A 22,006-nucleotide genomic window follows, 5' to 3' on the forward strand; every position below is an offset into this window, starting at 1 on the left:
CTGATATAAAGCTTAAAAAATCAGAACCTCCGAAGCAAATATTTTTATATTTGCGAAACTCAATCTACATCGTAATGAAATACAAAAGAATTCTATTAAAATTAAGTGGAGAGGCTTTGATGGGATCCCAAAATTATGGCATCGATTCAGAAAGACTCTCAATGTATTCAAATGAAATTTCAAAAGTTGTAAATAAGGGCATTCAGGTAGCTGTAGTTATCGGTGGTGGCAATATTTTCAGAGGAATGCAAGCTGAAAAAACCGGCATCGACAGAGTACAGGGAGACTACATGGGAATGTTAGCCACCGTAATTAATGGAATGGCATTACAAGGCTCTCTTGAGGCTCATGGAATCTATACAAGACTTATGTCTGGAATTAAAATGGATCAAATTTGTGAACCATTTATTAGAAGAAGAGCTGTAAGGCACCTTGAAAAAAACAGAGTAGTAATTTTTGGAGCAGGAACTGGAAACCCATACTTTACTACAGACTCAGCTGCAAGTTTAAGAGCTATTGAAATTGAAGCTGATGTTGTTCTAAAAGGAACCAGAGTTGATGGAGTTTATAATGCTGACCCTGAGAAAAATCCTGATGCAACTCGTTTCTCAAGTATTTCATATGAAGAGGTTTATCAAAAAGACCTAAAAGTAATGGATATGACGGCCTTTACTCTTTGCAAAGAAAATGATCTACCAATAATCGTTTTTGATATGAATACTCCTGGCAACTTGCAAAGAATTGTAATGGGAGAAGAAATAGGAACTTTAATTTCGATGTAAAATATTTATTTTTTATTGTAATTTTAAGTTGTAAAATAATAAAACAACATCATTTACTATGGAAGAAGATATAGCATTTTATCTGGAAGAAGCGAAAGATCATATGGATAAATCAGTTCTTCATACTGAAGAAGAATTGAGAAAGATAAGAGCAGGAAAAGCAAACCCTAGTATGTTAAATGGTTTAATGGTTATGTACTATGGCACTCCAACCCCTATAAATCAGGTTGCCAGTGTGAATACTCCTGATGCCAGAACCATTATGGTAAAACCTTGGGAAAAAACTATTTTATCAGAAATAGAAAAAGCTATAATAAACTCAGACCTTGGTTTAAATCCTGTAAATGATGGAGAAACAATTAGATTGAACATTCCACCACTTACAGAAGAGCGTAGAAAGCAATTGATGAAACAGGTAAGAGCTGAAGCAGAACATGGAAAAATTAGTATTCGAAATGTTCGAAAAGATGTAAATGATTCATTAAAAAAATTGCAAAAAGACGGAGCGTCTGAAGATGCAGTTAAGAAAGCGGAAACGGATGTACAAGAACTTACTGATGCTTATATCAAAAAAGTAGATGATCTTGTAGTTGTGAAGGAAAATGATATAATGACTGTATAACGCAATTATTAGAATAATTAAAGTCCGGATTTACCTCCGGACTTTACACTCTCCAACCATATATTATATAGAAATTTTTCTTGTCGCTATTTTTTTCTACAGCAATCAATTTGGCAAGATTTTTTTTTGATAATCTCTATTAATTAATTTCGGTAAAACAATTATAGGTGTGACTCTTTAGTTCATGTTTATGACAATTTTTTATTGTTTTATTCATTTTTTAATTGAATTATTAAAGCCTACCGAAATAATATTTTTGTCCACCTGCTAATTATGATGCATGCTCAAACGCATAAAAAATATTCTGATTCTTTCTAGTACTTTTTTAGTAGTATTTCTAACTGTTCAGCTAGTCACAGTTTATATAAATGGTTTATCTGCTCAAGTACCTCCCAAAAGAGAATTTCGAGCTATTTGGATTACTACTTTAAATAATTCCGATTGGCCATCAAAAAAAGGACTCCCTGTTGAAGAACAGAAAAAAGAATTTATTACTATTCTAGATCAATGCGCTAAGAGCAATATCAATGCAGTTATTGTTCAAATAAGACCATCTGGAGATGCATTTTACAAAAGTAACTTCGAGCCTTGGTCTGAATGGTTAATGGGCAAACAAGGCATGTCGCCGCCAAGTGGCTACGATCCTCTTGAGTTTATGATCCAAGAAGCTCACAAAAGACAAATTGAACTCCACGCTTGGATGAACCCTCTTCGTGCAGTATACAACCGCTATAGTGATGTTCATGAAAAACATGTTTCTAAAGTCAACCCACAATGGTTTTTTAAATATGGAGGCACAACTTTCTTTAATCCAGGTATACCAGAAGTAAGAGATTATATATGCAAAGTTGTATTTGATGTTGCTAGCAGATATGATATAGATGGGATTCATTTTGACGATTATTTTTATCCATACCCTAATTCAGATGAAAAACTAAAAGACGACAACACTTTCTGGAAATATCGCAACGGTATTCGTGATAAAAGTGAGTGGAGAAGAGAGAATGTTAATAATCTGATAGAAACAATCCATGAAGGATTAAGTGCTATTCGTCCAGAGTTAAAGTTTGGGATTAGTCCTTCTGCTGTATGGAGAAATATTTACGATAGTCCATTAGGCTCCTATACAAGGGCAGGAGTAGCTAGTTATGATCACTTGCATGCAGATATAAGACTTTGGCTAGAAAAAGGATGGATAGATTACGTAATTCCACAAATATATTTTAGTACCGAACATAAGCATGCAAACTATCGCACACTTGTAAGATGGTGGAATAGAAACACATTTAACAGGCACTTATACATTGGGCAAGCTGCTTATAAAATTTATTGGGATAGAGATAAAACTTGGTATAGCAAGCAAGAAATGCCTAAACAGCTTTCTTATAACAGAAGTCTGAATCAAGTTAAAGGAAGTGTATTTTTTAGAGCAAATAGTTTTATGCGTAATAGAGGAAACTTTAGAGATTCTTTAGAAACTAATTGGTATAAATATCCTTCTATTACTCCTCCGATGCCGTGGAAAGATGATGTACCTCCAAGAAAACCCGATAATTTTAAAGTAACGTTACAAAATAATGGCATGCAGTTAAGCTGGGAAAAGCCAGCTCCAGCTCAAGATAATGACAATGCTATTAGATATATACTTTATAAATTACCAATAGATAGCCATCCTGATGTGATTGAAAATCCTCAAAACATATTAGCTATATTAGATGGAGAGCACTTTACATTTACAGATACCGCTGCAAATAGCTACGAGACCCACGAATATTTAATTACTTCATTAGACAAATTAAATAATGAAAGTGCTCCTGCCAAACCTCAAATAGAACCGCTATTAGTTTTGGATAAATTTAGCTTTAAAGAATTCAGATATTATTACAGGTTCTTTGAAAATGGTATTTCTAATCATTTCGGTTGGTTAAAACAGGTAGAAAATACCGTTGCAGAAGGAATTGAAACAGGAAGGTAGTTAGAATAGGGCTGAAACTTGTAAGTTACCTATGTGAACTATGTTTCTTTCAGGAGATTTACGACCGTTATAAGAAGCTTGTATTTGAAGGCCATTCTTCAATTTCTTGACAAAGTTTACTTGCCAAGTAAAGTTTTGACCATTTCTCAATCCCTCTAACATCTCATAACCTAAAGCAGAGTTTTCGTTTCCATTAAATGAAAACCTGCTTGCTTTTACACTAGCATTAATATTCTGTTGTTGCAATCCACTACTTCTCACAGCTAGCGACAACTCATGCAATGTACCTTCATAATCAATTTCTTCTGTAGTATTTGGAGCCTCCTTTAGCTTATAATAGTAATATAATGTCAACTTTAGTTTTCTTCCTGGCTGCAAACCTACCGATGGCTTAACGAAATACTGTGTTAAGTGATAATTCTGATTCAATAAAAAATCTGAAAAACTACTCTTTTCAGAAGTTCCTATCTCAAAGTTATGAGTTAAGCTACTATTTATATTATGCCGATAATCTAACTTAAGCTCTTGTACATCATTTCCTTCAAAGCCACCAGTTAAAAGTTGCTTACTATTGCTTTTAGTAAACTGAAGTTCTAATCCATAATTTGGGTTTTTCCGATTAAAGAAAATAGAAGTTCTGAGACTGGTATTTTTAGAAACAAGTACGCCTTCAGTCAAACTACTTGCAAATGGAAACAATCTTTCGATAAAAGCATCTGCAGAAGTTCTATAAGCAGCATTTAAAACACTTGTAATTGAAAACTTTGATAACATCCTATTAAAACCTTCTTTACTTTGCCAGCTTGCAGGTGGAGTTATCTTTAACCTATGGCTAACATTACTAGCATAAACTTGAATATACTCAGAGGTGGGGGTGTAGAATTTGGCGTAACTTCTTTCATCTGCCAAAATTGCCAAATAAAACTCATCAAGCTCTTGTATCCCATTTCCATTTTCGTCTCTCCAAGTATGTGTTCCTGTACCATCATCTACTTTAACATAAACAAACTCTCTTTTTAACTCCCTGGCAGTAGATGTTGAAAAACCTAAATCAGAAAGAATGACACTTCTCAATAATTTCTGTCTCCAGTTAGCTTGCCCACTTAATGTATTTTCTGTATATGATGTAGTATTAGTTATAGTTTTTAAACTTCTAAAATACATAGACACATCAAACTGACTATTTCTGCCATTTCTATTAATACTGGCAGAAACGGTTTCAGCTCTAGTTGAGGTACTATCTAAATTTGATAGTTTATCATCTTCTCTGTGATTATAAGAAATATTATAGGTAACGTCACTATTATCTAAGTTCCTAACATAAAAAGTATGTGAAGTGAAGTTACCTACTTGATTACTTGTTACAGTAGATTCTGTTAAATCGAAGTTATGCTCACTGCTCTCAAATTTATAACCCGGTTTTGCAAATGGTAATTGATAATTAATATCAGTAAGAATTTTTCTCCACTGAACTTTACTTCCTTCAAACACTGTATTTAATTGAAATAGTGAGGTATTAATTCCAAGTTTCTTTATTTGCTGTTTCCAATCGATTTGATTTTGCATACCTTTTAACCAATCTTCTCGCTTTCTAAACCCAAATTTGTAGGTTAATGAGTTTTGCTTTCCTTTAGTAATTCCCAAAGAAACTTGTGCTATATTATCGTCTATACCTGTTTGTTGAGTACTTGTAAAAACACCCCAGTTACGATCAAAAGTAACAGACCGGTATCGATCAATTTGATTAAAGTCTTTAGTTATTTTTTCAAGACTTATCTCTGAGTTCCACTCATAATCGCCAGTATAACCAATAGGTTTTCCTTTATTTTTATAGCCAATTTTTAATGCTTGTCCAGAGTTATCTTCATCATGTAAATCGGAAAGCAGGTTTAAATCTCTATTGGAAAATGCTGTTTCAGCAAATACATATTCATTTTTACTTAACTGAAATTTACTACCAACGCTCAGCATTTGTTTACTATCTGGTGCCGCTATAACACTACCGGGTTCATAAGTGCCAGAAGGTATTCCATTTGTAGGAGCTATCCATTGATACTCTCTTCCATTTGTATTAGCACTGCCAATTACATAATTCCCTTGACCTTCGCCAACATAAACAAAACTAGGAGAAAATAAAGGAGAGTCTTCTTCTGATGCCCGCTCATAAATTGAATAAACTTGTTCACCGATTAATGTATCTTTTAGAATATAAAGAATTCGGTTTTCGTCATATTGGCTTACTGTATCTGGTACTACATTATAAAATATGTTGGATGTGCTATCGCCAACTGCTGACAAAACATTGTAAGTATCTTGATTTAGTGTAAAACTGAGTGGATTGTTTTTACTATCTCCTTCGCGGTAAAAATCTGCATAAAAATGTAAGTTACCTGCTTGTTGCTGATGAGATGCTTTTGTTATTAGTCTGCTATAATTCTGAGTTGCATACTCAAACTCTATTCGAACTCTAGAATATTGAGTAATGATGTTTTTTGCGGTAAATGTTATTTCAGCATTATTATAGTCTATAGTATAATCATTATATAAACCACGTTCCATTAATTGCTCATCCAAATATACTTTCTCTGAGCCTGCTATTATAATAATGTATTGCTCATTGTCTTCTCCTAAAATCTGATAAGGCCCTAAAACTCCTTCATCAACAGTTAAATATTGACTTGAAAATTTTCCTTTGGCAATGGCTAAACCAACTTCTGTCTTAAATGACCGCTTGTGAACTGTATCTGAATTATTAACTGAAAAACCCGCTCCAAGTACTTGCTTGTTGTACCTTAAATACTCATTTTCGTTATTTGTTAAAGTGATATCTCCGGCTTCAAGTTTTGCATTTTTATGCTTTAAAGCTAAATACACACGATCTATATCTCGTATTTGTCTGGTATTACCCTCTGGCTGAAAAGGTACATTCTGGTCTGAAAAAACAGCTTCAATTTCAACATCATCTGTTAAATTACCTTCTAATTGAAGATTCAATGCTGCATTTACCGTTACATCTTGTGTATTCCCAAAAGACATTCCTCTGGTAAAACTACCTTGCTTTCTAATCTCAGGAGTATCAAAAATAGACTCTTTCTGTTCTGAAAAACTACTTACTTCGGCTTCTAATTCCTGATAAGTATTCTTAAAAAAACCTGTATCGTAAGCTTGTTGAGAACGGTGAAAATACTTTTCGGAAAAATTTATGGGAAATACTGTAAAACAAATCAAGAGTGAATCTGACTTTTCTATTTCTTGATTACCGTCGTATTCAATATAAACAAGATGCTCATCAAAACTATAAGATAGGGACTTTACTCCTAAAAATGTCTTTTCTACAGGAATATACCCTTTAACCTCTAAACTACCAGGAACTACAGAAAGTGAATCAGGCACAAAAATTTTCACGCCATTTTTTATCCAGATACATCTTTCATCGTCAGATTGAGCCAGTAATAATTGGGCTTGGAGTAAAAAAAATAATATATAAAAAAAATTCAAGCGCTCCATGAGTCATAAAAACGACCATGGGCATACTCCATTTTATAGTTTCAGATTTTTATGAGCTAAAAAACTAAAAGGGTAATTAAAACTTTTTTTCACTATTTTTAAAGTTACATTACTAGCACAGACTTGTCAAATTAATTAAATAACTATCTGATGATTACACTCATACAGTTAGAGTATGTGATTGCTGTTGATACTTACAGGCATTTTGCCAAAGCTGCTCAAAAGTGTTTTGTAACACAACCTACCTTGAGCATGCAGATTAAAAAGCTTGAAGAACATCTTGGTATTATTATTTTTGATCGCAGTAAGCAACCTGTTATGCCTACTGATATTGGAAAGGAAATAATTGAACAATCGAGAATTATCTTAAGAGAATCTGAGAAAATTCCGCAAATCATTAACTCTTTTGAAAACTTTGTAAGTGGCGAAGTTAAAATTGGAATTACTCCTACAATAGGCCCGTACCTTATACCAAAAATCACTGGGAGCTTTATGAAAAAGTATCCCGGAGTTAGCCTCTATTTTAAAGAATTGGTACCCGATCAACTCTTTGACGAAATTAAGAAAGATTTAATAGACGGTGGTATTATTGCAACTCCTACAAAAGATGACAGCTTAGAAACTCGCTCACTTTTTTATGAAGAAATAATGATTTATGCGAACCCTTCACATCCCTTTTGCAATAAAGAATCAATTGATATTAAAGAGCTGGAAAATAGTAATTTATTAAATATTAAAGGGCTTAAAGAAGAAGTGTTGCAACTATTTACCTACCAAAACCAAAACGAATTATATCGCTCTGAAAAGAAAGTTTTATTAAAATATGAAAGTGGTTCATTAGAAGCACTTAAAAGAATGGTAGACAAGGAGGGAGGCTATACTTTTTTACCAGAACTAGCAATTAACCTTATTGAGAATGAGAAAAAAAATCAGTTAATTCGATTTAAGAGTTCAACTCCGTTGCGAGAAATAAAAATGGTAAGCAATAAAATTTCAGCCAAAAGCAGATTGATTGATCTACTAGCCAAACATATTAAAAATTGCTTACCACCTCATTTATTACAAAAAGAAAGAGGACAATTAATTAAAACTTAATGCCTATTTGTATTGTAAAATATTTACCATTTCCATTATAGTTTTTTCGATTCCTTCTGGACTAAATCCTGAATAGTGTTGTAATTCGATCTGCTCACCTTGCTCGATTACTTCATCAGGAATTCCTAGTCTCTTAACTTGCGTGTCGTTGTAATTATGATCTGCCATAAACTCTAACACAGCACTACCAAAGCCACCTTGTAAACAGCCATCTTCAATAGTAATTACTTTATTGAATTTGCTAAATACTTCGTGTAACATTTCTTCATCGAGAGGTTTTACAAATCTCATATCATAATGAGCAACATCAATTCCTCTTAGTTCGAGTTTTTCAGCTACCTCTAAAGCGTAATTACCCACATGGCCAACAGTAAGTAAGGCTACATCTTTACCATCTTTAATCTTTCTACCAGTTCCAACTTCAATCTCTTTAAACGGTGTTTGCCAGTCTGGCATCATTCCTTGGCCTCTCGGGTATCTAATAGTAAAGGCTCCTTTTCTTGGCAATTGAGCTGTATACATTAGGTTACGTAACTCTACTTCGTTCATTGGAGCTGCTATTACCATGTTTGGCACACAACGCATATATGCTAAGTCATAAGCTCCGTGGTGAGTTGCACCATCTGCACCGGCAAATCCTGCTCTATCTAAACAGAAAACCACATGTAAATTCTGTAAACAAACATCATGTATTACCTGATCGAATGCTCTTTGCATAAAGGTAGAATATATGTTACAGAAAGGCACTAAACCTTGAGTAGCTAAACCAGCAGAAACTGTTACTGCATGCTGCTCTGCAATACCCACATCAAAAGCACGCTCAGGCATGGCTTTCATCATAATATTCATAGAAGAGCCAGAAGGCATTGCCGGAGTAATACCAACAATCTTTTCATTCTTTCTAGCCAACTCTACGATAGTATTGCCAAATACATCTTGATATTTTGGAGCCTGTGGTTTGTCGTAAATTTTCTTTTTTATTTCACCTGTTATCTTATCAAATTTACCTGGAGCATGCCATTTAGTTTGATCTTTTTCCGCAGGTGAGTAGCCTTTACCTTTAGTAGTGATGCAGTGCAACAACTTAGGACCAGGAATATTTTTTAAATCTGTAAGTACACTCACCATGTGGTTGATATCATGACCATCTACTGGCCCGAAATATCTAAGGTTAAGCGCTTCAAATAAATTACTATGATTTAATAAAGTTGATTTTATTAAATGATCTATTCTTTGAACAATTTCTCTGGCACCTGGAGCTAGTTTTTCAATTTTACCAAAAAGCTTCCAAGCATCATCTTTAAATTTGTTATATATCTGAGAAGTAGTGATATCTGTAAGATAGTCTTTCAATGCACCCACATTCGGGTCAATTGCCATACAGTTATCATTAAGTACAATTATCAGATTAGTATCAGAAACGCCAGCATGATTCATTCCTTCGAAAGCTAAACCGGCTGTCATTGCTCCATCACCAATTACTGCAATGTGTTGCCTGTCCATTTCGCCCTTTAACTTAGAGCCAATTGCCATACCCAAAGCTGCAGAGATCGAAGTAGAAGAGTGTCCAACACCAAAAGCATCGTATTCACTTTCAGCTCTTCTAGGGAAACCAGAAATACCTTCGTATCTACGGTTAGAATGGAACTTATCCATTCTGCCTGTAAGGATTTTATGGCCATAAGCTTGGTGACCTACATCCCAAACTAATTGATCATAAGGAGTATTAAATACGTAGTGTAAAGCTACTGTCATTTCTACTACACCCAAACTTGCACCAAAATGCCCTCCGAAAACAGATACATTATCTATAATGTATTGTCTTAGTTCTTCACAAACTTTATAAAGTTGGGCTGCGTCAATTTTCTTAAGGTCTTCAGGACTCTTAATATTCTTTAGTAGTTCTCCCGGCTCAATCAGCATAATTTTTTGTATTTTATCAGGGTGATGAAGTTTGCAACAAATTTCTCAAAAATAAGCACAAGCTACAATAGAATAAATTTAATTTGCATTTTGATGAACTCTAAACCAGTCGTTTCAGATAAATGTTTGCTAGTTTCAGTTATAAAAAATTTAATTTTAAAACATTTTAGCAACTTAGACCTGATAAAACTTTCCGACTGCCAAAAATATTAATTATCCATAAATATGGTTAATTTATTACTTATAGATATATTAAGTTAAACAAACCAGCATGCAAATTTTTACATTGTTAAGTAAATTTTTCTGTATTAGTGCATTACTTGTTGTTTCGTACTGCGCTCATGGTCAAAAAAACAGACCAAGTCCCGCAAAAATAACCGAAGGAAATTTAGATGGTGCACAAGTTACAATAAATTATAGTTCTCCGGCAGTAAAAGGTCGAACTATTTGGGGAGAACTTGTTCCCTATAATGCAATTTGGAGAGCAGGAGCCAACGAAGCTACCACCGTTAGCACCAATCAACCTCTTAAAATTTTCGATAAAACTTTACCAGCAGGTACTTATAGTTTTTTTGTAAAACCGTTAGACGAACAAAAATGGATTGTTATTTTTAACAAAGATGTAGAACAGTGGGGAGCTTATAAATATGATGAAAATAACGATATAATAAGGGGAGAGGTAAATGTTGAAGAACTAGCTGATAGCGCTGAACTTCTCAGTTATCAGCTAGACAGTATCAATAATAATATTTCTTTAATCTGGGAAAAGAAAAGCATTTATATACCGGTTACTAATATTGGAAAAGACAAACAGTAATATTACTGTTTGTCTTTTCTTGTTTTAATTTTCTCCTTTTGTTAGTAAAGGTCTTGGGTTTGCTTCAATCTTTTCTATAAAGAAATATTTACTACTATTTATTAAATCCTTTTTGTCACAAACTTCTCTCACGCCATAATACAGCATATTGCCATCTCCTGTTAGCTCTACTTTTTCTTCAAAAAATACATTTGATAATTTCACATCAAGAAACCCATCGTTTAGGTATACCTCTTTAATATTAGAAGAATAGCTACCTGCATCAGAGTTTTTATACCTATATATATATTGCCTCTTTTGAATAAAGAATACATTTTTCTGGTAATACTCTGCATCTGTTAGCATAAAAGGAGTAAAGTTTGAAAGATTCTCATTTGGGTAAGTAATAGCATTATCCCAAACCATTCTTCCAGCTTCATCAAAACCTAAAGCAACAGTGTTTAAATAAGTATATTTATAGCTCTTATCTAAAGTCTTAGCTTTCTCGAAACTACTTGCCAAAAGCATAAACCTTTTATCGTATTGCTCAAATTTTTGAAGTTCAACATCAATCTTGGTTTTAATGGTTTGCATTTTTGCCGAAGCCTTACTCAACCTCTTCCTTTGTTTCATTTCGTCTTTTTCGGGCAAATACTTATAAAAACTTTTTAATCTGCTTAAATCGTAAAACCGGCTACTTTCAATATCTCTTTCTTTTAGTTTCATTGAAAAGAAACCGGCTACATTTTCATCTGGGCGATATGTTAAAGAATACTCACCAACAATAAGATAAGATGACTGGTCAATTACACCAAGCCTAAAATCTGAGATATTATAACCCAATGGTATCGAAACCTTTGTGTTAAAAAGTATTCTACCATGCGAGTCGTAATTGTTTAAATAGATGTTTTGTATTGAAGTTTCATTTCCCGATTGTAATACAAAACTTGCAACATTCTTATTTTTATTAAGCTCAATACTTTTAATTGTTGTACTTTCTCTAATATGGTGAAATAAAATATCGGTAGTCTCATTTTCCATATCGAATTTATAGCCTGTTGTTTTTCCTTCCATAATTCCACCAAAAAACACAGTAAACTCCGACACAGCCAGATGAGTAATATCTAACTTCTCGGGAAAATCAACATTTAACTCATTAAACTCTGAGCTATCATTATAATCAATATTAATTAATGTGTACTTACTTTCATCATTCAACAAGATTATAATATTAGTACTATTGTTAGTAACATTTGCAATTTGAGTATTAGGTGAAACAGGATAAAAATTCTGCGATTTTATTTCCAATTCATCATCAATCAAATAAACTCTTAGTACAGGATTCTTTCCTAAATCGTGATATTCTTTTAAAACCAGAGCATAATTTCCATCATCGAACTTAATAAACTGGTAAAATTCCATGTTCTCTTGAAGTGGAATTTCTTTTAGGGTAGTGAGGTTTGGCTGTGCATGGGCACACAAGAAACTAAATAAAAATGACACGTAGAATATTTGTAAGCACTTCATCATAAAAACTTTAAGCTAAAAAAAGATAGTTGGAAGTTTAGTTAATTCCACTAATTTGAATTAGCAGAGAGTTAGGCTGGATCAAAAAAATTTATGATTGTTGTACTTGCAGTTTTCTTCAGCAGTTCTTGCTTACTTTTCAAGTTAATTTAATGCTGTGGTTATTTAGAAATTTAGTACTTTTTAAAGGTAATTGACTTTTGTTTTTTATAAACGGTAAAATAGTTTAGTAAAACCTGTGACAATTAAGTCCTACAAATACTACATAACCTGATTAATAAGATACTCACCATAAAAAATTGAATAATTTGGGGAATTGTAAAATATAAAGAGATGCCCAATTTATTTATAAATAAAAAAAACCGATACTCTAAGAGCATCGGTTTAAAAGTAGATAATTTTCTTCTCAGACTTGAAATCTGAATTTCTTACTGAAAAGTGTAAATACAGCTACCAGAAAGCATATTGCACAAAATAGTGCACTTCCGAAAACTGATTTGTTAAAGTTAAATGTGTTACTATTTAGATCGGATTCAATGGCTGCCTCATCGAGGTTTTCAGGATTGTACTTGACCATAACAACATCTCCTACATTATAAGAGCTATTGCTGTTGCCAGTAACATTTCCAGTGTGATTACTTACTGTAACAAACTCAGCATATGGGCATATACCGTCGTCTGTCATTTTCATTTCTTTTACTACTGCTTCTGCAGATATTCCACTGGCTTTAAGTGTTTCTATTTTTTGATGGTCATTATAATTGATCTTAAAAAATATAAAACCACCATAAATGTAAATGAGGGCGATTGCTACCCTTATTCCCAGGTTAATTATCTTTTTCAAAGCTGTTAAGTTTAGTTTATTAGTAGTGCATGTTTATAAGCTCCATGCTGTTTGTTGATATGATTATTGCAATAACCAGTGCATAACTTGCAAATAGTAGTGTGTTAATAAAAGCAAAAATTACATCGGTAATAAAATATTATCTCATATACAAAACCTCACTTATTGGGGAGAAATGGACTTTAAATTCACCGTCTGCGATTATTAGTGCATATAACATGTGCTCTAATACTAGCTAAAAAATCATTTTTTGAAATAATAATTACTTAAAGGCAATTTGAGGGTAAATTATTTAGCAAAAAGAAAACTTGAACTATGCCAAAGATGTTAGCTGAAAGGAATATTGATAAATAACAAAATAGATAAAATAAGTATAGAACTATTCTTAGTTTTGTGAAAATTAACTAAAATCTTCTCCTTTGAAAGAACTCGCCTATCTCAATAAATATTTAATAAAATACAAATACCGGTTTGTTTTAGGTATCATATTTATCACTTCATCAAATGCTTTCGCCATTTTTCCAGCACAAATGGTAAGACATGCATTTAATTTGGTAAGTGATACTATAAAGGTCTATCCCATTTTAAATGGTACAGAAATTCAAAGTGAATTTTACAGCGAATTCATGTACATCATATTTTTCTATGGTGGACTAATAGTAGCAATGGCATTTATAAGAGGCTTCTTTTTGTTTCTTACAAGACAAACCACCATTGTAATGTCTAGAATGATAGAATATGATCTCAAAAATGAGATATACGAACATTACCAATCATTACCAGTAAGCTTTTATCGAAGAAATAATACAGGAGACTTAATGGCTCGTATTTCTGAGGATGTGAGTAGAGTAAGAATGTATTTAGGTCCTGGGTTAATGTATGGTGTAAACCTAATAATTACATTTGTTTTAGTAATTAGCTATATGCTTAGTGTAAATGCAAAGCTTACATTTTATTCATTACTACCATTACCAGTTCTTTCATTAAGTATTTATTATGTAAATAACCTCATTAATAAGAGGTCTGAAGAAATTCAAAGAAGCCTTTCTGATATGTCTACATTTGTGCAAGAAGCTTTTTCTGGTATAAGAGTAATAAAAGCTTTTGCTCGTGAAAAAAATTCGAGCGAAAAGTTTGTTAAAGAAAGCCTTTCGTACAGAGACAAATCTTTAAAGTTAACCAGAGTAAATGCTTTATTCTTCCCTTTAATGCTCGCACTTATAGGACTAAGTATAATACTTACTGTTTATATAGGTGGTATGGAAGTAATTAATGGTTCAATTACACCAGGGAACATTGCAGAGTTTATTATTTATGTAAACCTATTAACTTGGCCAGTTACCTCTTTGGGTTGGGTAACAAGTATTATACAAAGAGCTGCTGCTTCACAACAAAGAATAAATCAGTTCTTAAAAATTAAAAATGAGATTAAGTCTGAAAAGAACCTTGAAGCTCCAATTAAAGGAAATATTAGTTTTGATAATGTTTCTTTTACTTATGAAGATTCAGGAATACAGGCATTAAAAAATATTAATTTTAGTATTACAGAAGGTAAATCACTAGCAATTCTGGGCACCACAGGTTCAGGAAAAAGTACTATTGCCAACTTACTGTGCCGTTTGTTCGATGTAGAAAATGGTAAAATTCTAATTGATGGAAATAACATTAAAGATTATAACATCACTAATCTGAGAAGTCACATTGGTTATGTACCTCAAGATGTTTTCTTGTTTTCAGATACTATTAGAGAAAATATTTCTTTCGGCTCAGATAACAAGTCTGAAGAGGACATAATTGCTGCTTCCAAAGCTGCCGACTTATATAGTAATATACAGGATTTCCCAGAAGGATTTAAAACAATGGTAGGAGAGAGAGGTATCACTCTTTCTGGTGGACAAAAGCAACGAGTTTCAATTGCTAGAGCTATTATAAGAAAACCTGATATCCTGATTCTTGATGATTGCCTTTCTGCTGTTGATACAAAAACTGAAAATGCTATTTTAAACAGCATGAAAGAAATCATGAAAGACAGAACCAGTATTATTATTTCACATAGGGTTTCCTCTGCCAAATTAGCAGATGAAATTATTCTTTTAGATGAAGGTGAAATTAAAGAATCTGGCAATCATGAAGCTTTAATTACTAAAAATGGCATTTACAAAGAGCTATATGAAAAACAGCTTAAGAGCGAAGAAGAAATAGAACTTTAAAAATTACTCCCAGAAATATTTCACTTGGGTCTTATCAAAATTTAAGTGAAATATTTCTCCTTTTTTAGGAAAATCTTCCCCGTTATAATGCACGTAGACAGTATCTCCACCTCCAATATCTAATAATACATAACTGTAGTTTCCAAAGAAAAACACTTCTTTAACCTCGCCTTGTACTAATGATGGATAAGCACCATGCAAATAAATATGCTCTGGTCTTATTCCAAAAAAGCTACAAGCTTCATTACTGTCTCCGGTAAATATCTTATTAAATTTCTCATAAGGGAAGATATTCATTTCACCAAAAAACTGGGCTACATAACTATTTAGTGGATGATGGTAAATAATATTCGGGTAACCTTGTTGAATTATATTTCCCGATTTTAAAACTATTAGTTTGTCTGCAACTGCCAATGCTTCGTTGGCTTCATGTGTAACAAAAACAATGGAAACTTCTGTCTCAGAAGCTATATTTCTTATTAGCTTGAGATAGTTATTTCTTCTAATCTTATCTAGATTACTAAAAGGCTCATCTAACAAAAGTACTGCTGGCTCACTTACTAAAGCTCTTGCCAAAGCTACTCTTTGTTGCTGACCACCAGATATCTCAGAGGGGAAACGATCTTGAAGATGGGTAAGATCACAGAGTTCCATTACTTCTGCAACTCTTCTTTTTTTGTAAGCTTGATTACTATATAAAACTGGATGCCTTATGTTTTCATAAACAGTGAAGTTGGGAGCCAAATCGAAATTCTGATAAACCATTTGAACTTCCTTATAACCGGGAATTAATCTCTCAGAAGGTTTTTCTAATACAATTCCATTAAGAGATACTGTACCTGAATCTGCTTCGAGTACTCCTGCCAAGATTTTAAGAATAGTAGATTTACCAGCACCGCTTTCACCTATTAAACCTAAAACCTCTTTGCTATTCAGTTTAAATGAAAAATTATTTAACGCTTTACTCTCGCTCTTTGAATATGTCTTATTAAGACGTGTTACTTCTAGCATATAATTTCAATCTCAAAAGCTTACTCCTATCTTGCCTGGTAGTTGCACATTGATAGAAATACCTTTATCTGTTTCCGACTGGATTTTAATTTTACCGTTATGACTTTCCAAAATTACATTAAGATCGTATAAATTCTTAATAGCACTGTCTGGTAATTCTCCAGTTTTAAAATTATCTGCTACTTTTCTAAGAGAATTTTCAGAAAAGTTTTCGCTAATGGTGAAAAAAGAGAAGTTATCTGCTTTTTGTGCAGTAACCATTATTTGTCCTGAGTTGCTTGATGATGATGCTAAAAAATCAAAAATATTATTAAAGATATCTTCTATAAAAGTTCTTGGCGAAACAATCCAGTTATCTGTTTTAAACTCCTTTCTAATTACTGTATCTCCAACAAACTCACTCTCGAACTTTTTAATACTATTTTCAAGAATGTCATTTACATCAATAAACTCTGGGTCTCCGTCAATTGGTGTTGGCTTAGTAGGAGTAATTACTTCATCTTTATATTCAAAAATTGGATTTTGCTCTAGAATTTCTTCTTCTTCTATATTCGTTGTTTCCGAGACAGTTTCTTCAAACTCTTGCTTAGGGATTTCCTCCTCAGTTTTTTGCTCTATTTCTAGAGCAGTATTATCACTCACTAAATCTTCTGCACTCTCAGTTTCAACTTCTTGTATTGTTTCTATTGGAGCAACAAAAACATTTTCTGCTTCAAACTCTTTCTGGGTCTCTATAAAAGTATTCTCACTACTTGAATAGGTATCTTCTTCGCTCTCTAATTCTTGCTCTTCTTCATTTTCTACCACTGTTAGTTCAATGGCATTTACATACATCTCGTCTAATAAATTAGTAAACTTAAATCTTAATGATTTTTGTGTTGATAAATCTTGTAGAAAGAAATTGCCTTCAACATACTGCTCTTCAGATTCAGCGATTTTATTAAATAGTGAAAGTAGATTATCTCTTTCTTCTAGCTTTACTGCATTTTTAATAGACTGACTATTTACTATTGATGTATTGAGTAAGTTTTCTAACTGCTTATTTTTATAAAAAATGCTTCCATCTCTTTTAAAGAGCGCAACGCCTTCTGTCGTATGTTGATTTAACCAAGTAAGTGCTGCCTTTTCAGAAATTGAAATATCTTGATGAACACCATTTTTCGTTTCTTCGGCTTTTCCATCATTTACTGAAAAAATAATTTCTAAAATAGCTCCTTTAAAGTTGGAATAACTCTTCGCATTTTTCACACAAACTTCTGCTTTTCTCCAATTTCCTTCTTTATCAATTATCATAATTGATACTTCTTTTGTTAAAGAAATATCATTTTCCACATCTTCAAGTGCATTAATCAAATTTGTATGAGATGTAGAGTGCAATCTATCTTTTAAATTACCTCTTAACTGATACCCGAGTAATTGCTTAGTTACCGGATTGGCATATTTAATATTTGCTGAAAAATCTGTAAAAATGACAATATTGTTTAAACTACTAAGCATTGAATTGTAAAACTTAGCTCTAAATTCAAAGTCAGTCTCTTTATTTGCTACATCTGTTACATCTTCTAACTGAATTAAGTATCCACTGATTTCATTCTTTTTTTGCAGGGCATTAATTGTACTATCTGACTTACGCCAAATAGCTTTATCATTTTTAAAGTAGAATGTGGCATTTAATAATTCTCTCGGATTAGCCTGAACAAATTGAATATTACTTTTAATTGCCTGCATTTCATTCGGGTGCACATACTCATAAAAGCTATTGCCAATTAAAGTATTAGCATCTAACCCATACATATCTTTAATTGTATCATTTATAAATACAATGTTAAATTCTGTATCGAGCATAATATATACTCTCGGGGAATGATTGAGCAGCTCTTCTAGCACCTCATTACGTTCATTTTTTTCACGAACAATTTCCTGAGTTGCATCTGTTTTGGCAAACTTGAGTACAATACCTTGTACAAATGGATTTTCTACAAGATTTACCTGTTTTAAAATAATGTTTTCCCAAACTCCTTGCTTACTTAAAAAGCGAACTACTCTATTGCCTTGAAAACTTGGGAAGTCTTTTACTTTAGTAAAATCTTCGTGAACTTTTTGGGTAAATTCAGGCGCAATATAGTCGAAACCATACCCACCTTGTCTTTCAGCTTGGTTATAACCAAACTGTTTATTCATATTCTCACTTTCGTAAAGAATCTTACCTTCTTTGTCAACTATTGTTATTACCTCATCTGTGATATTCAATATGTCTGAAAGAAAGTTTTCCTTCTTCTCAAACTCATCTTCCATAGCCAGTCGCTCTTCAATAATTCTTAGTTCAAGAGCAATGCTATTTTTATATGTTGCCGGAAGTTTATAAATAACACAGTCAAATAATTCAGTTTGATATTGCTTATTTCTGAAAGGAATTTCCTTTAAATAATTCCTTTTGTCATTTTCAGAACAATCAATTAATGCATTTTTAAAAGTATCATAATTCTCTTCGGGTAAGAATGATAGCATATTCAGGTTACTACTATCTCCTGATTTTATTCCAAATAAATCTTCTGCACTTTTATTTAAAAACTGGATATGGAACTCATTATCTAGGGTAAGGAAAATATCAGAAGATTTTTCAATAAGTTCCGAGTAGATGTTTTTTTCGTTTTGGATCTCTGTATATCTAACAGCAATAAAATGAATTTGCTCAAGACGTGCGTAACTTGTTATTCCCTTTAAACTAAATAAGAAATTTTCTTCTCCTGAATAGGTACCTAAAGCAAGTTTCTCATTTTTCAGCTCAAAATCATTACTCAAAAAACTACGAAAAACATCTAATCCTAATATTTCAAATAATGCCTTATCATCGAAAAATTCAGCATAACCATTATTCTTTTTAATTACAGCAGAATCCTCTAAAATTTTAAAAGCTTCTTCGGTAGTAAGCTCGTCTTTATGAAATGGCTGGTTTACTTCTATAGTTGCTACAGCAAAATCTGGATAATCTTGTAAATACTGCGTACTTTGACTACCCTTTTCTACAACTTCAAGCTTTTCTGATACTAAATAATATTTAAGAAAAAGCTGTGCAAATGGTGTTGCTCTTAGCAAATAATCTTTTTCCCACTCAGACCAACTCTGTAACTCTTTACTCACAGTAAGCATACCTGTATATTCGCCCTCACTTTTTAAAGGTGCTATTAAAAATGAGTTTTCACTAAAGGCAGAAATATCTTTTAATGAACTATACTCTGAATCATTTATATCTATAAGTGTAGATTCATTAAATTTTTCAAGTAATATATTAGAATCTGGATACTCAATTTCTTGAACAGAAGATTCTCCTAATTTTAGGGTCAAGCTACTATTTTCAGCATTATACTGCCAAATAGCTACTTCTGAGGCATTTATTTTAAACTTTACATTATTTATAAAATCGGTAGGAGAATCATAAACAAGCAGAGAAGATTCAGTTGTTTTAGTAAGCTCTTGTTGATCATCTTGTGGAGTACTTAATTCATCTTGATTTTCTTCTTCCGGTTCAGTTGAATTCTGACTAACCTGTTTTACATCTTTTTCAGCACCACTAAGTAAAACCCAAATAATAATAACCAATACAATTCCTGTTGCTGAGGCTACTAAAGAACTTAATCCGATTTGATCTGGATTTTCTACATAATTGTTATAATTATCGTAGACTATCCATCCGGTAGCCAGTAACGCATGGAATGCTAAAACAAAAATCAGTAGATTACGATATGATTTTGCTTGAGTGTTTGAGGTTTCAGACATGGTTAATTGCTATTATTAGGCAGATGAACTCCAAAAAAAATTTAGTATTAAAAAATAAGCATGAATTTATAAAAAAATTCGGTGTAAATATAAAAACACAAAAACTTATTAAAACCTTCAGTCAAAAAGCATTAAAAAATTAAGTTTTATCATGAAAATAGAAGTTCTTGAATCTGTAGTAATAAAAAAGGCTATTACTTTAATGTAACAGCCTTTTCAACAAATTGATTTAAATATTTTACTCTTGAGCTTCACTCGATTCTTTAATGCTATTATGAATTGAAGTTGTATAATGGCTCTTACCTTTGCCTATACCTTCAAAAATGCTTAAAGACTGTCTGTAATATTTAATTGCATCACTATATTTTTCTTGTACTTTATACAAATCGGCAATTCTTTTTGTACTTACTGCATTCTCTAAACTCATTCTACCATAATATTTCGAAGTAACAACAGATGACTCAATTAGTAACCTTTCTGCTTCTTTATAATCTTTTAGTTTTAATCTAAGGTTTCCAAGAAGTGCTAAAGAGTTACCATATGCTGCATGGTTTTTACCAAGATGTTCTTTTTTAAGCGAAATAGCTCTTGAAAGTAATGTATCTGCTTCACTGTAATTCTCTTTTAAAACATAAAATGAAGCTAAACTATCTAATCCTGTAGCATAATCTTGGTGATTTTCACCTAAACTAGTTTTTCTAATTTCTTGAGCATCCTTAAAGATTTTTTCAGCCTCATCTGTTTTATTCATTGCAAGTTTCAATCTGCCTAACTCATCCATACTTGCAGGGTATAAAGCATCTTTTTCTTTTCCGAGCTTTTTCAACAATACTATACTTTCAGAAAAAGATTTTTCAGCTTCTGCAAACTTCTCTGCTTTTTTATAATTTATACCTATCTCATTAAGAAGGTTTACTTTATCCATTGATTCAGCGGCTATAAAATCATTCTTGGTTTTCAATACATCTACCGCAGCTAAATAGGCATTTTGTTCTTTTAGTAATTCAATAACACCGTCAACTTCTTTTAAGTAATCTTCTTTTTTATCTTTATTTACTTCTTTATACAGAATTAAAAACTCTTTATAGTTAGCAATCATTTCGTCTTTTTTGTCGAGCTTTTGGTAAGCTTCTGCAGTGTTTTTTACTGCATATACATATTCAGACTTATCTGCACTAGCAGCCTTTGCCGCTTTTTTATGCTCATCATATAATTCAATTGCTTTTTCAAACTTATGCGTGTAGAAATATAAGTCTGCATAGTTTTTAACTATTTCTCTATACTTAGCAGGCTCACTTTTATAACCAGTTTTGCCGAAGTCATATAACTTTGTATATAAACTACCTGCTACATCATATTTCTTCACTTTCATACAAAGATTCGCAAACAGAAGCATTGTTTCATAGTAGTCTTTGTGTCCAGCTCCTTGGATTTTCTCTCTTGCAGTTAAAGCTTGTTGATAGTAGTTTGCAGCATTAGGTATTTTTTTCTCAGCTTCATAACTTTTAGCTAGAGCCTCAAGCATATCCGCATATTCTTTGGTGGATGTTGCTCTGTCTTCTTTAAATGCTCTTTCTAAATCTCTATAATTTACAGTAGCATTTCCATAGTCACCAAGGAGAAAATATGCATTAGCCAGATTACTTACAATTGTTCTATAAGTCTCGTTTTTGTTATCCATTTGCTCTGAAGCCATAATTCTAGCTTTTAACAGAACAGTTGCAGCACCCTTATAATCTTCATTTTTAATTGCAGCTCTACCTTGCGAATAGTATTCTTGCCAAGATTGTGCTTGTAGAAAAAATGATGAGAAAATTAATCCCAATACCAAACTAGCCTTAATGTTGATGTTCATAATCAAATCTATTTTTGAATTATAATTCTCTTTTTTTGTTGAAGGTAATATCACAGAAATTTCGGCGTTAATTTTGCATTTT

13 protein-coding genes are annotated in these 22,006 nt (G+C 32.4%); 6 read left to right on the top strand and 7 right to left on the bottom strand.

Features of this window, described 5'->3' with window-relative positions; translation table 11 throughout:
- Window positions 1-74: 74 nt before the first annotated feature.
- The 3 genes from pyrH (at window position 75) to OQ292_RS08650 (ending at window position 3,379) form a co-directional block, all read left to right on the top strand.
- Window positions 75-782, top strand: coding sequence for a UMP kinase (gene pyrH / locus OQ292_RS08640; protein WP_284685660.1), 708 nt, complete (start codon window positions 75-77; stop codon window positions 780-782).
- Window positions 783-840: 58 nt separating this feature from the next.
- Window positions 841-1,404 carry a ribosome recycling factor gene (gene frr, locus OQ292_RS08645; RefSeq protein ID WP_284685661.1) on the top strand — a complete coding sequence of 188 codons (564 nt, stop codon included), beginning with the start codon at window positions 841-843 and terminating at the stop codon, window positions 1,402-1,404.
- 280 nt (window positions 1,405-1,684) lie between these two features.
- Window positions 1,685-3,379, top strand: a complete 1,695-nt coding sequence (locus OQ292_RS08650) for a glycoside hydrolase family 10-like protein (protein WP_284685662.1) — start codon at window positions 1,685-1,687, stop codon at window positions 3,377-3,379.
- Here OQ292_RS08650 and OQ292_RS08655 read toward each other — a convergent pair whose 3' ends face one another.
- Window positions 3,380-6,886 (bottom strand): DUF8818 domain-containing protein, encoded by a 3,507-nt coding sequence (locus OQ292_RS08655; RefSeq protein ID WP_284685663.1) that lies wholly within the window; start codon window positions 6,884-6,886, stop codon window positions 3,380-3,382.
- Window positions 6,887-7,036: 150 nt separating this feature from the next.
- On the opposite strand from OQ292_RS08655, the gene OQ292_RS08660 reads away from it, so the two are divergent.
- Window positions 7,037-7,981 (top strand): LysR family transcriptional regulator, encoded by a 945-nt coding sequence (locus OQ292_RS08660; protein WP_284685664.1) that lies wholly within the window; start codon window positions 7,037-7,039, stop codon window positions 7,979-7,981.
- A gap of 3 nt (window positions 7,982-7,984) precedes the next feature.
- On the opposite strand, the gene dxs is transcribed toward OQ292_RS08660, so the two are convergent.
- On the bottom strand, window positions 7,985-9,904 hold the full coding sequence (gene dxs, locus OQ292_RS08665; protein WP_284685665.1) for a 1-deoxy-D-xylulose-5-phosphate synthase: 1,920 nt from the start codon (window positions 9,902-9,904) through the stop codon (window positions 7,985-7,987).
- Between the two features lie 271 nt (window positions 9,905-10,175).
- On the opposite strand from dxs, the gene OQ292_RS08670 reads away from it, so the two are divergent.
- A complete protein-coding gene (locus tag OQ292_RS08670) occupies window positions 10,176-10,721 on the top strand; it encodes a DUF2911 domain-containing protein (RefSeq protein WP_284685666.1) in 546 nt (181 codons plus the stop codon).
- Between the two features lie 24 nt (window positions 10,722-10,745).
- On the opposite strand, the gene OQ292_RS08675 is transcribed toward OQ292_RS08670, so the two are convergent.
- Together OQ292_RS08675 and OQ292_RS08680 are read right to left on the bottom strand one after the other, a co-directional pair.
- Window positions 10,746-12,203, bottom strand: a complete 1,458-nt coding sequence (locus OQ292_RS08675; RefSeq protein WP_284685667.1) for a hypothetical protein — start codon at window positions 12,201-12,203, stop codon at window positions 10,746-10,748.
- 430 nt (window positions 12,204-12,633) lie between these two features.
- Window positions 12,634-13,071 carry a DUF3592 domain-containing protein gene (locus tag OQ292_RS08680; RefSeq protein ID WP_284685668.1) on the bottom strand — a complete coding sequence of 146 codons (438 nt, stop codon included), beginning with the start codon at window positions 13,069-13,071 and terminating at the stop codon, window positions 12,634-12,636.
- 419 nt (window positions 13,072-13,490) lie between these two features.
- Here OQ292_RS08680 and OQ292_RS08685 point away from each other — a divergent pair, with 419 nt between their 5' ends.
- The gene (locus OQ292_RS08685; protein WP_284685669.1) at window positions 13,491-15,281 is read left to right on the top strand and encodes an ABC transporter ATP-binding protein; all 1,791 of its coding nucleotides are present in this window, start codon (window positions 13,491-13,493) and stop codon (window positions 15,279-15,281) included.
- 3 nt (window positions 15,282-15,284) lie between these two features.
- Here the strand turns inward: OQ292_RS08685 and OQ292_RS08690 are convergent, their stop codons facing one another.
- The 3 genes from OQ292_RS08690 to OQ292_RS08700 form a co-directional block, all read right to left on the bottom strand.
- Window positions 15,285-16,292, bottom strand: a complete 1,008-nt coding sequence (locus OQ292_RS08690; protein WP_284685670.1) for an ABC transporter ATP-binding protein — start codon at window positions 16,290-16,292, stop codon at window positions 15,285-15,287.
- Window positions 16,293-16,304: 12 nt separating this feature from the next.
- On the bottom strand, window positions 16,305-20,069 hold the full coding sequence (locus tag OQ292_RS08695) for a PAS domain-containing protein (RefSeq protein ID WP_284685671.1): 3,765 nt from the start codon (window positions 20,067-20,069) through the stop codon (window positions 16,305-16,307).
- A 238-nt stretch (window positions 20,070-20,307) separates the two neighbouring features.
- A complete protein-coding gene (locus OQ292_RS08700; RefSeq protein WP_284685672.1) occupies window positions 20,308-21,924 on the bottom strand; it encodes a tetratricopeptide repeat protein in 1,617 nt (538 codons plus the stop codon).
- Window positions 21,925-22,006: the final 82 nt, after the last annotated feature.

Origin of the sequence: Chondrinema litorale, from assembly GCF_026250525.1 — a bacterium.
GTDB classification, from domain to species: Bacteria; Bacteroidota; Bacteroidia; order Cytophagales; family Flammeovirgaceae; genus Chondrinema; species Chondrinema litorale.